The sequence below is a fragment of the Nocardioides marinisabuli genome, from assembly GCF_013466785.1.
Taxonomy (GTDB): domain Bacteria; phylum Actinomycetota; class Actinomycetes; order Propionibacteriales; family Nocardioidaceae; genus Nocardioides; species Nocardioides marinisabuli.
Genome location: NZ_CP059163.1, coordinates 2,601,145 through 2,614,075 on the forward strand (window position 1 = coordinate 2,601,145; position 12,931 = coordinate 2,614,075).

Here is a 12,931-nt window from a genome sequence, read left to right on the forward strand (position 1 = left end):
ACGTTCACAGGCTCCCCTCAGCAAGGAGCCCTAGCGTGGAGGACCACACACCGTGCGCACCCGGCGCCACCAGCAGGAGACCGCGATGACCAGTCCCGAGCACCCCGACGGCGCCCTGACCTGGGCGCAGATCGTCGAGGACCACTCCGACCGGGTCTACCGCCTGGCCTACCGCCTGACCGGCGACCGGCACGACGCCGAGGACCTCACCCAGGAGGTCTTCGTGCGGGTCTTCCGCTCCCTGGACTCCTACTCCCCGGGCACCTTCGAGGGCTGGCTGCACCGCATCACCACCAACCTCTTCCTCGACCAGGCCCGCCGCAAGCAGCGGATCCGCTTCGACGCGCTCTCCGACGAGCGCGCCGCCCGGCTGACCAGCAGCTCGCCGGCCCCCGAGGCGGCGTACGCCGACCAGCGCTTCGACGACGACGTCGAGCGCGCCCTGGCCACGCTGCCGCCCGACTTCCGCGCCGCGGTGGTGCTCTGCGACGTCGAGGGGCTCAGCTACGAGGAGATCGCGCAGATCCTCGACGCCAAGCTCGGCACCGTGCGCAGCCGCATCCACCGCGGCCGCGCCATGCTGCGCACCGCGCTGGCCCACCGGGCCCCCGGCAACGGCCGGCTGCGCTTCGCCGGGCCGGGGCTCGAGGTCGGGCGGGACACCTCGGGCGCCACCACCCTGGGTGGGTCCGTGGGGGGCGCCCGGTGATCGGTCACCTCGGCACCCGCGCCAGCGCCCTGCTCGACGGGCGCCTGGGCCCCGACGAGGCCGACCGGCTGTGGGAGCACGTGCACGGCTGCCACCAGTGCCGCGACCTGGTCGAGCGGCTGGGCGCGGTCAAGACCCGCCTCGGCGGCCTGGGTGCGGCGCCCTGCGCCGGTGCCCCCGACCACCTCAAGGGTGCGCTGAAGAGCGGCCTGGCGCCGGGCTTCCCCGCCGCCGGCCCCGGCCCGGCGTCCGCCCCTGCGCTCACCCGGGCGAGGTCTACCTGGCGCTGGGCGATCGGCCCACCGGCCGCGCCCGCCGCGCGGGCGGGGTGGTGGCAACCGTCGGCAGCGCCGCCGGCGTCGCGGTGCTGGGGCTGCTGGCGCTGGGCGCCGCGCCCGCCGACGCCCCGACGGCCGACCGGCAGGTGCCGGTCACGTCGGTGACGGTGCCCTCCTACGGCCCAGGCGTGGTGCCGGTGCGTGGGGTCGTCGGTCCCTGATCCAGGGCATCCGGTGCCCGGGTGGGGCGGGGCTCAGGACCCCCGGGGGATGATGGGCCGGTGAGCGACGAGGAGCAGACCGCGCAGGACACCGCGCAGCAGCCCGCGCAGCCGGCACCCCCGCAGCACGGGGCCTGGTTGCCGCCGCAGCCGGGACCGTGGGCGGGTGCGCCGTACGCCGGCCTCGGCCAGCAGGTGCCGCCGGCCCGGCCCGCCCCGCGGGCCCGGGTGAGCGGCTGGGTGTGGCCGGTCGTGATGGTCGTGGCGCTGGTGGTCGGCCTGCTCGGGGGCGCGGTCGGCGGGGCGCTGGTGACCGCGGTCGAGCGCAACGGGCTCGGCCCGGTCAGCGAGGGCCTGGCCGGGGTCGACACCATCACCCAGGCGCCGCTGCGCGCCGAGGACGGCACGGTCGCGGCGGTCGCCGAGGCGCTGCTGCCGGCGACCGTGCAGATCGTCGCCGAGCTCGGCGGCGACGACCAGGGGGCGACCGGGTCGGGCTTCATCCTCGACCGCCAGGGCCACGTCATCACCAACAACCACGTGGTGGCCGACGCCGCCGACGGCGGCCGCATCCAGGTGGTCGACCAGGAGGGCGCGCGCTACGCCGCCAGCGTGGTGGGCCGCAGCCCGGTCTACGACCTGGCCGTCCTCGAGGTCCCCGACCTCGAGGGCACCGACCCGGCCGCGCTGGGCGCCTCCGCCGCGCTGCGCGTGGGCGAGACGGTCGTGGCGATCGGCTCCCCGCTGGGGCTGAGCTCGACGGTCACCTCCGGCATCGTCAGCGCCCTCCAGCGCCCGGTCACCACCGGCGACTCGGCCAACGAGTCCTCGTACATCAACGCGGTGCAGACCGACGCCGCCATCAACCCCGGCAACTCCGGCGGCCCGCTGGTCAACCTCGTCGGGCAGGTGGTCGGGGTGAACTCCGCCATCGCCACCACCGGCGGGGGCGGCTTCGGCGGCGGCAGCTCGGGCAACATCGGCGTCGGCTTCGCCATCCCGATCGAGCAGGTCAAGGTCACCGCCGACCAGATCCTCAAGATCGGCGAGGCGCGCTACCCCGTGATCGGCGCCCAGGTGCGGACCGGCCGCGAGGACGGGCGTGGCGCGCGCATCGAGGAGGTCGTCGGCGGCAGCGCCGCCGAGGAGGCGGGCCTGCAGGAGGGCGACCTGGTGGTCGAGGTCGAGGGCGACCGGGTCACCGACGGGATCGCGCTGATCGTCTCGATCCGCTCCCACCAGCCCGGCGAGACGATCGAGTTCACGGTGCTGCGCAAGGGCGTGCGCGAGACCGTCGCGATCACGCTGCGCGCTGAGGTGGGCTGAGGGCGCCACCCGGGATTTCATCGGGTGCCCGACAGAGCTCGCGCCACCCGGCTGAAGGTTCAGCCAGGCAGCGCCAGTTCCATCGGGCACCCGATGAAACTCCCGGAGGGCTACTCGGGGCGCTCGGCCTCGACGTAGGGGTGCTCGTCGACGAAGGTGCGGGTCTCGGCGTACATCCGCTCGATGAACTGCTCGAGCTGCGCCGACTCCACCCGCCACTGCCCGCGACCGCCGATCTTGATGGCGGGCAGGTCGCCGCGGCGCACCAGCGCGTAGACCTGGGCGCTGGAGGTGTTGAGGACCTCCGCGACGTCGGCCAGGGTCAGGAAGCGGGGCGTGCCGGGCATGGGGCCATGCTCCCACCTGGCGGCCCGCGACGGCGCAGCCCACCCCGGGCTGTGGAGAAGCAGGTGAGAGAGCGCGCCCGAGTGGGCATGATGCCCGCCGTGACGACCGACCAGCAGACCAGCAGCGCGCCGACCGCCGCCGGCGCCGTCCCCGGCGCGACCCCCGGCGCCGTCCCCAGCGCCGTACGGGCCGGGCGCCCCGGGTGGCGCGACCCGCGGCTGTGGGTCGGCGTCGCGCTGGTCGCGGCCTCGGTGGTGCTCGGTGCCCGCCTGCTCGCGGCCGCCGACGACATGGTGACCGTGTGGTCGGCGGGCAGCGACCTGGGGGTGGGTCAGCGCCTGGAGCCCGACGACCTGGTCGCCCAGCGGGTGCGCTTCGACGACGCGCTGGCCCTGGAGGGCTACCTCGGCGCCGACGACGAGCTGCCCGCCGACGCGACGCTGCTGCGGCCGGTGGCGGCCGGCGAGCTGGTGCCCGCGGCCGCGCTCGGCTCGGCGCAGGACTCCGGGCGCGTCGAGCTGCCGCTCTCGGTCGACCCCGAGCGCCTGCCCGACCTCGGTGCCGGGATGACCGTCGACGTCTACCTGCTGGCCACCGGTCGCGACGCCGACGGGCGCAAGGTCGAGCTCGACCCCGGGCCGGTGCTCGCCGACGTGACCGTCGTCGACGCCAGCACACCCGACGGCGGCTTCGGCTCCTCGGGGCAGCGACGGGTCGTGGTCGCGGTGCCCGAGGACGACGCCGACGCCTACGTCGCGCTGCTCGGCCGGCTCGGCGAGCCCACGGTCCTCGTCTCGCGGGCCCAGCAGTGAGCCCAGCGGCCGGCCCGGGGGTGGGGCCGGGGGTGGGGTCCGAGCCGGTCGTCGTGCTGGTGGCCGCCGCCGGCGCGGCCTGGGAGTCCACGGCCGTGGAGGCGCTCAACGCCCGCAGCGGCGTGGTGCTGCTCAAGCGCTGCGTCGACGTCGACGACCTGCTGGCCGCCGCGTCGGCCGGGCAGGCCGACGCGGCGGTGCTCGGGCTCGACGCGCACGGCCTCGACGCCGCGGCCGTCGACCTGCTGCGCCGCTACCGGGTGCGCCCGGTCGCGGTGGTGCCCGCCTCGGTGGCCCCCGACACCGCCAGGCTGCGGGCCTCGCGCATCGGGGTGCGCACGCTGGTGCCCGAGGGACGCGTCGACACGGTCGCCGACGCGGTCACCGCGCCCGAGGCGAGCCCGGAGCCGACCCGCGTGGCCGACCGGGCGGCGTACGCCGGCGGGCCGGGCGCCCCGCCGCCCCCGGGCCCGCCGAGCGGACCGCCGCGGGTGCTGGCCCCCCTCGACGCCGAGGGGAGCCAGGACGCCGACGGGGCTCCCGCACCCGGGCGGGTGCTGGCCGTGTGGGGCCCGGCCGGGGCTCCCGGTCGCAGCACCGTCGCCGTGGCGCTGGCCTCCGAGCTGGCCCGCCGCCGCAGCACGACGATGCTGGTCGACGCCGACCCGCAGGCCGGCAGCACCGCCCAGCAGCTCGGTGTGCTTGACGAGGTCTCGGGGCTGCTGGCCGCGGCCCGGCTGGCCACGGCCGGCGTGCTGGAGGAGCGGCTGGCCTCGGTGCAGCGGGCCCTCGGGCCGCACCTGCGGGTGGTGACCGGGCTGCCGCGCTCGGACCGGTGGAGCGAGGTGCGCGCCGGCTCGCTGGAGCTCCTGCTCGAGCTGGGCCGCGAGCAGGGCCACGTGGTGGTCGACACCGGCGCCTCGCTGGAGGACGACCCGGCCGCCGACCTGGGCGGCCGGCCCGGCCGCAACGCGCTGACCCTGGGTGCGCTCGACGTCGCCGACGAGGTGCTGGTGGTGGGCACCGCCGACCCGGTGGGGCTCTCGCGGCTGGCCCGGGGGCTGGTCGAGCTGGGGGAGCGCTGGCCGGGCACCCCGGTGCGGGTGGCGGTCAACCAGATGCGACCCACCCTGGGCTGGACCCGCGAGGAGGTCGCCTCGATGGTGCACGGCTTCGTGGCCCCCGCCTCGCTGCACTTCCTGCCCGAGGACCGTGCCGGTGTCGACCGGGCCCTGGTGGCCGGGCGCACCCTGCTGGAGAGCGGCGAGTCGCCGCTGACCCGCGCGGTCGCCGAGCTGGCCGACGCCCTGGTCGGGGCGGCGCCGGCCGCGGCGCCCGCCGGGCTCAGGCAGCGAAGAGGAGGAAGAGCCCGCCGGCGGTGAAGCCGACCATCAGCAGCAGCAGCGGCAGCTGGCCGGTGAGCTGGTGGCGCTTGGGCAGCAGCGAGATCGCCCGGTCGTGGGCGGCCACCACCGCGACCACGTGACCCAGCACGACCCCCAGCACCTTCAGGTTGGCCAGCAGCGTGGGGTGGTAGGAGAGCCAGTAGTTGACGCTCCAGTCGCCGGTGCCGAGGTGGTCGGCGCCGGTGCTCATCGGGTCGCTGGCCTTGATCAGGGTGTCCTGGCCGACCTCGAGCCAGTACGACAGGTAGTGCGCGGCGATGTAGCCGACGATGATCGGGATCATCGTGTGCGCGAACTGCGAGGGCAGGTGCCGGCGCCGCTGGCCGTGGCCGACCCCGGTCAGCATGGTGCCCAGGGCGAAGAGCAGCCCGACCCCGCCGCAGAAGACGAGCAGCGCGATGTTGTCGGCCACGGTGGCCGCCCAGTCGCGGCTGGCGATCGCGTCGGTGTTGAGCAGGAACCGCACCCAGGTCGGCGACTCGCGGAAGGAGTCGAAGCCGGTGCTGCCGAAGAGCACCGCGACCACCGCCACCAGCCCGGGGCGCACCTCGGTGGTGGCCAGGTTGGCCAGCGGCGAGCGGACCGCGACCCGCCCGTCGCGCTCGCCCCACACCGACAGCTTGGCGACCAGCGAGGAGTAGACCTCGAAGGGGTCGGCCCGCTCGAACCAGGTGTCGCCGAAGAGCGCACCGCCCAGGAGCATCACCGCGACGTACACCGACGCCCACAGGCGCACCGGGCCCAGCTCGGTGGAGTAGGGGTAGACCAGCTCGAGCCAGACGAACGCGAACAGGCCCAGCGCGGCCGGCCAGTAGCCGAGGCGGGCCGGGTAGGCCAGCACGCCGCGGGCGGGGTCGGAGCCCGAGACCTTGGCCAGCAGCAGGTGGAAGGTGCGCACCGGGCTGACGGCCTTCCAGACCGGGCCCAGCAGCAGGGAGGCCGGCACGAGGCCGACCCACAGCCACACGTAGAACATCCCGAAGAACGGGTTGGTCAGCAGGTCCTGGCCCGCGACCGCGGCCAGCGCGGCCCAGCCGAAGAACAGCAGGCCGACGACCCGCAGCGCGCCACGCCAGAGCGCCGAGTCGAGGACGTCCTGCAGCGCGTCGGGCAGCAGGTGGCCCCCGCGCGGCGGCACGTCCTGGGAGGCGTAGCGCGGGGTGCGCCAGGCCAGGGCCAGGACGGTGAAGGAGATGGTCAGCGCCGCGACGGCGCCGGCGATGGCCAGCTCCGGCGAGATCGGCAGGTCCTTGGCCCCGCCGATGCCGTGCGCCTCGACCGTGCGCGCCGCGTCGTCCAGCCTCAGCCCCACGTCAGGAGACTTCGAGCTGGACGATCAGCTGGTCGGGGTCGTGCGCCTCGACCTCGACGACACCGGGACGCTCGAAGGTCAGCGTCTCCTCGGTGGTGCCCTCGGTGTAGTCGAAGGTGACCTCGGGGGTCGAGTGCACGTGCACCGAGCCGGCGACGTCGGAGGTGACGGTGAAGACGACCTCGTCGCCGACCCCGACCTCGATCCGGTCGCCCTTGGGGGTGATCGCCCCGTCCTCGACGGTGATCTCGATGGCGACGGGCTCCTGGGCGCCGTCGGCGCCGCTGTCGGGCTCCTCGGAGCCGCAGGCGACCAGCGCCAGGGGCAGCACGAGGGCGGCCAGGGCGGCCAGGCCGCGGGACGAGGGACGGGTCGGGACGCGGTGCATGAGGCTCTTCCTGTCGTGGCCGGTCGGCCGCGGGGGGTCGTCTCTGACAGAATCCCATGCACGACAAGGGCGACGGCGAGAGGGGCCCCACCAGATGACCACCCGGGTGCAGGCGCGCGACCTGGCCTTCCTGGCCGAGGAGACACCCTCGACGCCGCGTCACAACGCCACCGTGGAGGTCTTCGAGCCCGGTGCGTCCGGCTTCGACCACGAGCAGCTGCTCGCGCTCATCGAGGACCGCATCTCCTTCGTGCCGCGCTACCGCCAGCGGCTGCAGGCGGTCCCGGGGCGGCTGGCCAACCCGGTCTGGATCGACGACCCCGACTTCGACCTGGGCTACCACGTGCGCCGCTCGGCGCTACCGCGCCCCGGCACCCCCGAGCAGCTGCGCGAGCTGGTGGCCCGCATCGTCTCGCGGCCGCTCGACCGCTCGAAGCCGCTGTGGGAGGTGTACGTCGTCGAGGGTCTGGCCGACGGCCGGGTCGCGCTGCTCTACAAGGCCCACCAGGCCCTGGTCGACGGGGTCGACACCGTCGACCTGGCCCAGGTGCTGCTCGACACGTCGCCCGAGCCCAAGCTGCTCGGCGGCGACGACTGGGACGCCTGGAAGCGGCCCTCGGTGCCGAGCCTGGTGGCCGGTGCCGTGCGTGACAACCTGACCCGCCCCGACGTGCTGGGCCAGACGCTGCGCAGCACCTCCGCCGCGCTGGTGCGCGGCGCCGACGCCGCCGGCGAGCGCGCCGGCCAGGTGCTCGGCGCGCTCACCGGCCGCGGCGGCGAGCGGGAGACCCCGATCAGCGGCCGGCACTCCCAGCAGCGTCGCGTGGTGTCGGTGCACACCACCCTGGCCGACCACCAGCGCATCCGCGACGGGCACGGCGGCACCGTCAACGACGTGGTGCTCGCCACGGTCTCCGGCGGGCTGCGGGCCTGGCTGATGACCCGGTCGGAGTCGATGGCCGGGCTGCGGCGCGTGCGGGCGGTCGTGCCGGTCTCGGTCATCGACAGCGAGCTGGAGGCGACCTCCCTGGGCAGCCAGATCGCCGCCCACGTGGTCGACCTGCCGGTGGGCGAGCCCAGCGCCGTGGTGCGGCTGCACCAGGTCTCCTACTCCTTCCAGAGCCACGCCGAGACCGGCCGGGGCGTGGCCGCCAACCGCCTCGCCGGCATCGCCGGCTTCGCCCCGAGCACCTTCCACGCCATCGGGTCACGCGTCGCGGCCTGGGAGGCCGGGCGCGGCGCCCAGCTGATCGTCACCAACGTGCCGGGCCCGCAGTCGCCGCTCTACGCCGCCGGGGCGCGGATGGTCGAGACCTACCCGGTCCCGCCGCTGCTGCCCGGCCACCTGCTCGCCATCGGCGTGACGTCGTACGACGGGCAGGTCTCCTACGGCATCACCGCCGACCGCGACAAGGTGCCCGACGCCGACGTGCTGGGCCAGTGCCTGGCCGAGGCCCTCGACGAGCTGCTCGACACCGTCTCCGGGGTCCGCCCGCGCGCGCCGCGCGGTCGCCGCAAGAAGAGCGTGAAGCGCTGATGACCCGCCTCTACCTGCCCTCGAGCCTGGAGCTGCTGGCGCGCCTGCACGCCGGCGAACCCCTCACCACCGACACCGCCGTCGAGGCCGACGACGACAGCGAGGACGCCGAGTACGCCGCGCTGCTCGAGGCCGCCGAGGCCTCCGCCGGCATCGTCGGCGCCGGCCGGCGCCGGGTCGTGGTCGTGGCCGAGGTGGCCCGCCGCGGCGACCCGGTCACGGTGCGCGAGGTGGCCGCGGTGCACGTCGACACCGAGGAGGGCGCCGCCCCCGACGACGACCTGGCGTGGTTCGCGACCCAGGAGATCGGTCAACTGGTCCAGGGGGCCCCGGGCGCCTAGGGTCGGGCCATGGACGCCATCTCCTTCCCGCCGGCTCCCGTCAACGAGCCGAACCTCCACTACGCCCCCGGCTCCGCGGAGCGCGAGGCGCTGCTCGACCAGATCGCGGTGCTCGAGAAGGAGCCCCGCGAGCTGCCCGCCTACATCGGTGGCCAGTGGCGCCAGGGCGGCGGCGCGGCCATCGACGTCGTGCAGCCCCACGACCACCAGCACGTGCTGGGCACCACCCACAACTCGACCCGCGCCGACGCGCAGGACGCCATCGACGCCGCCCTCGCGGCTGCGCCGGCCTGGCGTGCGATGTCCTTCGACGACCGCTGCGCGATCATCCTCAAGGCCGCCGACCTGCTGGCCGGCCCGTGGGCGCCAGCGGCTCAACGCCGCGACCGTGCTGGGCCAGTCGAAGACCGCCTTCCAGGCCGAGATCGACTCGGCCTGCGAGCTCATCGACTTCTGGCGCTTCAACGTCCACTACGCCAAGCAGATCCTGACCGACCAGCCGATCGCCAACAGCCCCGGCATCTGGAACCGCACCGACCACCGCCCGCTCGAGGGCTTCGTCTACGCGATCACCCCCTTCAACTTCACCGCGATCGCCGGCAACCTGCCCACCGCCCCGGCCCTGATGGGCAACGTGGTGCTGTGGAAGCCCAGCCCCACCCAGCAGCTCTCGGCCTCGCTGATCATGGAGCTGCTCGAGGAGGCCGGGATGCCGCCGGGCGTCATCAACATGCTGCCCGGCGACGGCCTGGAGGTCTCCGAGGTGGCGCTGACCCACCGCGACCTGGCCGGCATCCACTTCACCGGCTCCACGCCGACCTTCCAGCACCTGTGGCGCACGGTCGGCGAGAACATCACCGGCTACCGCTCCTACCCGCGCATCGTCGGTGAGACCGGCGGCAAGGACTTCATCGTCGCCCACCCCTCCGCCGACCCCGCCGTGCTGCGCACCGCCATGGTCCGCGGCGCCTTCGAGTTCCAGGGCCAGAAGTGCTCGGCGGCCTCGCGCGCCTACGTGCCGGCCTCGGTGTGGGCCCGGATCAAGGACGACCTGGTCGAGGAGGTCGAGGCCATCAAGGTCGGCGACCCCACCGACCTGTCGAACTTCATGGGCGCCGTCATCGACGAGCGCGCGTTCGCCAAGCACGTCGCCGCCATCGAGCGGGCGCAGTCGACCCCGGGCCTCGAGGTCGTCGCGGGCGGCCAGACCGACGACTCCGTGGGCTGGTTCGTGCGGCCCACCGTCGTGGTCTCCGACCAGCCCGACGACGAGATGTTCGCGACCGAGTACTTCGGCCCGATCCTGGCCGTGCACGTCTACGACGACAGCCAGGACGGGGCCTTCGAGTCGGTCGTGGAGCAGATGGAGTCGTTCGCGCCGTACGCGCTGACCGGCGCGATCATCAGCCAGGACCGGGCCGCGGTCGCGTGGGCCCGTGAGGCGCTGCGCTTCGCGGCCGGCAACTTCTACATCAACGACAAGCCGACCGGTGCCGTGGTGGGCCAGCAGCCCTTCGGCGGCGGTCGCGCCTCGGGCACCAACGACAAGGCCGGTGCCGCGGTCAACCTGCTGCGCTGGACCAGCCCGCGCTCCATCAAGGAGACGTTCGTGCCGCCGACCGACTACCGCTACCCCTACATGGGCTGAGGCCCACGACGACGAGCGCCCCGCCCGGGAGACCGGGCGGGGCGCTCGTGCGTCACGAGTGGATCAGCCGGGCAGGCACTGGCTGCCGGCCTGGCCCTGGCCGTTGATCGAGATGTCGTAGTCGATGCAGATGCTCGCGGCCGAGGCCGGAGCGGTTGCGGCGACCAGCGAGAGACCGAACGAGAGGGCGAGGACGGCGACGAGGCGCTTGGCCATGTCGGTACCACCTTTCCGAGACGTGGCCGGACCCGAGCGACCCGGCCTTGCCCCGGTGAACGAACGGTGCGGCGTCAGGTCACGCCTCGAGCGCGGGGTAGTCGGTGTAGCCCTCGGCGCCCCCGCCGTAGAAGGTGGCGGCGTCGGGCTCGTTGAGCCCGGCACCCTCGGCCCAGCGGCGCGGCAGGTCGGGGTTGGCGATGAAGAGCCGCCCGACCGCGACCGCGTCGGCGAGGTCCTTGTCGAGGATCTCCTGGGCCGACTCGGCGGTGGTGACCTCGCCGAAGCCGTCGTTGGCGAGCACGACGCCACCGAAGGTCGAGCGGAGGTCCTGCACCAGGTCGAGGCGGGGGTCGGCCAGGATGCTGAGGTAGGCCAGGCCGAGCGGCGCGAGCTGCTCGACGAGGTGGGTGTAGGTCGCCTGCACGTCGGCGGCGTCCTCCTCGGTGGCGCCCTGGATGTTGTGCGCGGGGCTGATCCGGATGCCGACCCGCTCGGGGCCGACGGCCTCGGCCACGGCCCGGGTCACCTCGACGGCGAAGCGGGCGCGGTTCTCGGGGGAGCCGCCGTACCGGTCGTCGCGGGTGTTGGAGCCCGGGGCCAGGAACTGGTGGATGAGGTAGCCGTTGGCGGCGTGCACCTCGACGCCGTCCAGCCCGGCCTCGACGGCGTTGCGGGCCGCCCGGGCGATGCCCTGGACGACGTCGGGGATCTCGTCGGTGGTCAGCGCCCGCGGGGTCGGGTGCGGCTTGGCGCCCGTGGCGGTGAACATCTCGCCGGGGGCGGCGATGGCCGAGGGGGCCACGACCTCCTGGCCGCCGGTGTTGTCGGGGTGGGCGATGCGCCCGGCGTGCATCAGCTGGGCGACGATCCGTCCGCCGCGCTCGTGCACGGCGTCGGCCACGCGGCGCCAGCCGGCGAGCTGCTCGGGGGAGTGGAAGCCGGGGGTGTTCGGGTAGCCCTGGCCCTCGGCGGTGGGCTGGCTGCCCTCGGTGATGATCAGCCCGGCGGAGGCGCGCTGGGCGTAGTACTCGACCTGCAGGTCGCCGGGCACCGTGCCGGTGGCGCGGTTGCGGGTCAGCGGCGCCATCACGAGGCGGTTGGGCATCGTCAGGGCGCCGGCGGTCAGGGGCTCGAAGAGGGAAGGCATGTCTGTCCCAACCGGCCGGGGTGCCTGCCGCATTCCGCCACCCAGGGGTGAGCGACAATGGTCACGATGACGACCCAGATCCACCTGGTGGCCCTCCACCTCGGTGCCCTGCACCCCGTGGAGCGCGCACTGACTCTGGCACTGGCCTTCGGGCCGTTCGTGGTGCTCGGCGTGGTGGTCTGGTGGCGCTCGCGCCACGAGCAGGACGAGCACGACGACGGGCACGGCCCGGTCGAGCTGCCCGAGGACCCGGTTCAGCGCGACAGGTAGTCGCGCCCCACCTTGTGCTCCACCCGCAGCGCCTTGCGCAGCATCTCGGTCACCAGGCCCTCGACCTTCCCGCCGACCAGCGGGATCGAGACCTTGACGGTCAGGTCGACGGTCTCGGTGGTCACGCCGTCGCGCTCCACCAGCGTGATCGTGCCGCGCATGTCGCCGGGCTTGCCGGGGATCGTCATCGTCACCTCGCCCGCCTCGGGGCCGGTCCAGCGCTCCTCCTGCACGATCGTGATCTCGTCACCGATCAGCTTCTTGGCGAACGACGGCACGCCGGCGGCGTCCTGGACCTGCTCGACGCGCACCTCGAGCACGTCGCCGGAGGAGTCCACGCGCACGTCGTGGCGCAGCACCCGCTGCCGCTCGCAGACCTCCTCGCGGAACGCCGGGTCGGCCAGCATCGCCGCGACCGCGGCGAGGGGGGCGTCGTACGCCAGCTCCTCGACCAGGCGCTTCGACATCAGCGCTCACCCGCCAGCCAGGCGGTGCCGACGCCCTGCTCGACGTCGAGGTTCTTCCTGATCTGCTCGGCGAGCATCGACTCGAGCTTGCCGCCCACCAGGGGGACCTTCACCTTGGCGTCGAGCGTGACCACCTCGCGGGTGCCGCTGCCGTCGGCCTCGAGGGCCACGGTGCCGCCGATCGAGGTCGGCTTGCCGGGGGAGAGGATCGTGACGGTGCCGCCCGAGGGGCTCGTCCACTCCTCCTCCACCACGGCCTGCGTGGTGTCACCGGTGATCTTGCGGGCGATCGAGGGCAGGTCGCTGGTGTCCTGCACCTGGTCGACCACCAGGCTGAAGCCGTCGGCGCCCCGAGGGGTCAGGGTGACCTCGGCGGAGACGACCCGCTGGGCGGCGCACACCTTCTCGCGGAAGGCGGGGTCGCTCAGCATGGCGTAGACGTCGGCGGGGGAGGCGTCGTAGGTGAGCTCGTGGGTGAACTTCATGGGCGCCATCATGCCGT

The 12,931-nt window shown here is 74.5% G+C and carries 16 protein-coding genes and 1 pseudogene; 10 read left to right on the forward strand and 7 right to left on the reverse strand.

Features of this window, described 5'->3' with window-relative positions:
• Positions 1 to 85 precede the first annotated feature (85 nt).
• The 3 genes from sigE (at position 86) to H0S66_RS12435 (ending at position 2,534) form a co-directional block, all read left to right on the forward strand.
• Entirely contained in the window at positions 86 to 709 is a 624-nt protein-coding gene (sigE, locus tag H0S66_RS12425) for an RNA polymerase sigma factor SigE (protein ID WP_179615660.1), read from the forward strand.
• Positions 706 to 1,152, forward strand: coding sequence for an anti-sigma factor family protein (locus tag H0S66_RS12430; RefSeq protein WP_180923608.1), 447 nt, complete (start codon positions 706 to 708; stop codon positions 1,150 to 1,152). Before sigE ends, H0S66_RS12430 begins: the two co-directional genes overlap by 4 nt.
• Positions 1,153 to 1,268: 116 nt before the next feature.
• Positions 1,269 to 2,534, forward strand: a complete 1,266-nt coding sequence (locus H0S66_RS12435) for a S1C family serine protease (protein WP_179615662.1) — start codon at positions 1,269 to 1,271, stop codon at positions 2,532 to 2,534.
• A 110-nt stretch (positions 2,535 to 2,644) separates the two neighbouring features.
• Here H0S66_RS12435 and H0S66_RS12440 read toward each other — a convergent pair whose 3' ends face one another.
• The gene (locus H0S66_RS12440; RefSeq protein WP_179615663.1) at positions 2,645 to 2,881 is read right to left on the reverse strand and encodes a helix-turn-helix domain-containing protein; all 237 of its coding nucleotides are present in this window, start codon (positions 2,879 to 2,881) and stop codon (positions 2,645 to 2,647) included.
• 99 nt (positions 2,882 to 2,980) lie between these two features.
• On the opposite strand from H0S66_RS12440, the gene H0S66_RS12445 reads away from it, so the two are divergent.
• Both H0S66_RS12445 and H0S66_RS12450 read left to right on the forward strand, forming a co-directional pair.
• On the forward strand, positions 2,981 to 3,694 hold the full coding sequence (locus H0S66_RS12445) for a CpaB family protein (protein WP_179615664.1): 714 nt from the start codon (positions 2,981 to 2,983) through the stop codon (positions 3,692 to 3,694).
• Between the two features lie 32 nt (positions 3,695 to 3,726).
• Positions 3,727 to 5,076 carry a CpaE/TadZ family protein gene (locus H0S66_RS12450; protein ID WP_179615665.1) on the forward strand — a complete coding sequence of 450 codons (1,350 nt, stop codon included), beginning with the start codon at positions 3,727 to 3,729 and terminating at the stop codon, positions 5,074 to 5,076.
• Here the strand turns inward: H0S66_RS12450 and H0S66_RS12455 are convergent.
• Together H0S66_RS12455 and H0S66_RS12460 are read right to left on the reverse strand one after the other, a co-directional pair.
• On the reverse strand, positions 5,039 to 6,412 hold the full coding sequence (locus H0S66_RS12455; protein ID WP_258016889.1) for a hypothetical protein: 1,374 nt from the start codon (positions 6,410 to 6,412) through the stop codon (positions 5,039 to 5,041). The two genes, H0S66_RS12450 and H0S66_RS12455, sit on opposite strands and share 38 nt — an antisense overlap.
• Position 6,413: 1 nt before the next feature.
• Complete coding sequence (locus tag H0S66_RS12460; RefSeq protein WP_179615666.1) at positions 6,414 to 6,800, reverse strand: hypothetical protein; 387 nt, start codon at positions 6,798 to 6,800, stop codon at positions 6,414 to 6,416.
• 94 nt (positions 6,801 to 6,894) lie between these two features.
• Between H0S66_RS12460 and H0S66_RS12465 the strand changes: the two genes are divergently transcribed.
• The 4 genes and pseudogenes from H0S66_RS12465 to pruA all read left to right on the forward strand — a co-directional run bounded on the left by H0S66_RS12465 (position 6,895) and on the right by pruA (position 10,326).
• Positions 6,895 to 8,337 carry a WS/DGAT/MGAT family O-acyltransferase gene (locus H0S66_RS12465; protein WP_179615667.1) on the forward strand — a complete coding sequence of 481 codons (1,443 nt, stop codon included), beginning with the start codon at positions 6,895 to 6,897 and terminating at the stop codon, positions 8,335 to 8,337.
• Complete coding sequence (locus H0S66_RS12470; protein WP_179615668.1) at positions 8,337 to 8,678, forward strand: DUF6912 family protein; 342 nt, start codon at positions 8,337 to 8,339, stop codon at positions 8,676 to 8,678. Before H0S66_RS12465 ends, H0S66_RS12470 begins: the two co-directional genes overlap by 1 nt.
• Positions 8,679 to 8,687: 9 nt before the next feature.
• Positions 8,688 to 8,972, forward strand: a pseudogene (locus H0S66_RS20510) (L-glutamate gamma-semialdehyde dehydrogenase); the annotation flags it as partial.
• Between the two features lie 94 nt (positions 8,973 to 9,066).
• The gene (gene pruA / locus H0S66_RS12475) at positions 9,067 to 10,326 is read left to right on the forward strand and encodes an L-glutamate gamma-semialdehyde dehydrogenase (protein WP_258016890.1); all 1,260 of its coding nucleotides are present in this window, start codon (positions 9,067 to 9,069) and stop codon (positions 10,324 to 10,326) included.
• Between the two features lie 63 nt (positions 10,327 to 10,389).
• Here pruA and H0S66_RS12480 read toward each other — a convergent pair whose 3' ends face one another.
• Together H0S66_RS12480 and H0S66_RS12485 are read right to left on the reverse strand one after the other, a co-directional pair.
• Positions 10,390 to 10,542 carry a hypothetical protein gene (locus H0S66_RS12480; RefSeq protein WP_179615670.1) on the reverse strand — a complete coding sequence of 51 codons (153 nt, stop codon included), beginning with the start codon at positions 10,540 to 10,542 and terminating at the stop codon, positions 10,390 to 10,392.
• Positions 10,543 to 10,621: 79 nt separating this feature from the next.
• Positions 10,622 to 11,692 (reverse strand): alkene reductase, encoded by a 1,071-nt coding sequence (locus tag H0S66_RS12485; RefSeq protein WP_179615671.1) that lies wholly within the window; start codon positions 11,690 to 11,692, stop codon positions 10,622 to 10,624.
• 66 nt (positions 11,693 to 11,758) lie between these two features.
• Here H0S66_RS12485 and H0S66_RS12490 point away from each other — a divergent pair, with 66 nt between their 5' ends.
• Complete coding sequence (locus tag H0S66_RS12490; RefSeq protein ID WP_179615672.1) at positions 11,759 to 11,962, forward strand: hypothetical protein; 204 nt, start codon at positions 11,759 to 11,761, stop codon at positions 11,960 to 11,962.
• Here H0S66_RS12490 and H0S66_RS12495 read toward each other — a convergent pair.
• Complete coding sequence (locus H0S66_RS12495; protein ID WP_179615673.1) at positions 11,947 to 12,429, reverse strand: DUF2505 domain-containing protein; 483 nt, start codon at positions 12,427 to 12,429, stop codon at positions 11,947 to 11,949. The two genes, H0S66_RS12490 and H0S66_RS12495, sit on opposite strands and share 16 nt — an antisense overlap.
• Positions 12,429 to 12,914 carry a DUF2505 domain-containing protein gene (locus H0S66_RS12500; protein WP_179615674.1) on the reverse strand — a complete coding sequence of 162 codons (486 nt, stop codon included), beginning with the start codon at positions 12,912 to 12,914 and terminating at the stop codon, positions 12,429 to 12,431. The genes H0S66_RS12495 and H0S66_RS12500 overlap by 1 nt, the downstream gene beginning before the upstream one ends.
• Between the last annotated feature and the right edge of the window lie 17 nt (positions 12,915 to 12,931).

Bases quoted from the DNA above. Each gene is read 5' to 3' on its own strand.
- sigE (WP_179615660.1), top strand. From the start codon at position 86: ATGACCAGTCCCGAGCACCCCGACGGCGCCCTGACCTGGGCGCAGATC.
- H0S66_RS12440 (WP_179615663.1), bottom strand. From the start codon at position 2,881: ATGCCCGGCACGCCCCGCTTCCTGACCCTGGCCGACGTCGCGGAGGTC.
- H0S66_RS12460 (WP_179615666.1), bottom strand. From the start codon at position 6,800: ATGCACCGCGTCCCGACCCGTCCCTCGTCCCGCGGCCTGGCCGCCCTG.
- H0S66_RS12465 (WP_179615667.1), top strand. From the start codon at position 6,895: ATGACCACCCGGGTGCAGGCGCGCGACCTGGCCTTCCTGGCCGAGGAG.
- H0S66_RS12470 (WP_179615668.1), top strand. From the start codon at position 8,337: ATGACCCGCCTCTACCTGCCCTCGAGCCTGGAGCTGCTGGCGCGCCTG.
- H0S66_RS12480 (WP_179615670.1), bottom strand. From the start codon at position 10,542: ATGGCCAAGCGCCTCGTCGCCGTCCTCGCCCTCTCGTTCGGTCTCTCG.
- H0S66_RS12485 (WP_179615671.1), bottom strand. From the start codon at position 11,692: ATGCCTTCCCTCTTCGAGCCCCTGACCGCCGGCGCCCTGACGATGCCC.
- H0S66_RS12490 (WP_179615672.1), top strand. From the start codon at position 11,759: ATGACGACCCAGATCCACCTGGTGGCCCTCCACCTCGGTGCCCTGCAC.
- H0S66_RS12495 (WP_179615673.1), bottom strand. From the start codon at position 12,429: ATGTCGAAGCGCCTGGTCGAGGAGCTGGCGTACGACGCCCCCCTCGCC.
- H0S66_RS12500 (WP_179615674.1), bottom strand. From the start codon at position 12,914: ATGAAGTTCACCCACGAGCTCACCTACGACGCCTCCCCCGCCGACGTC.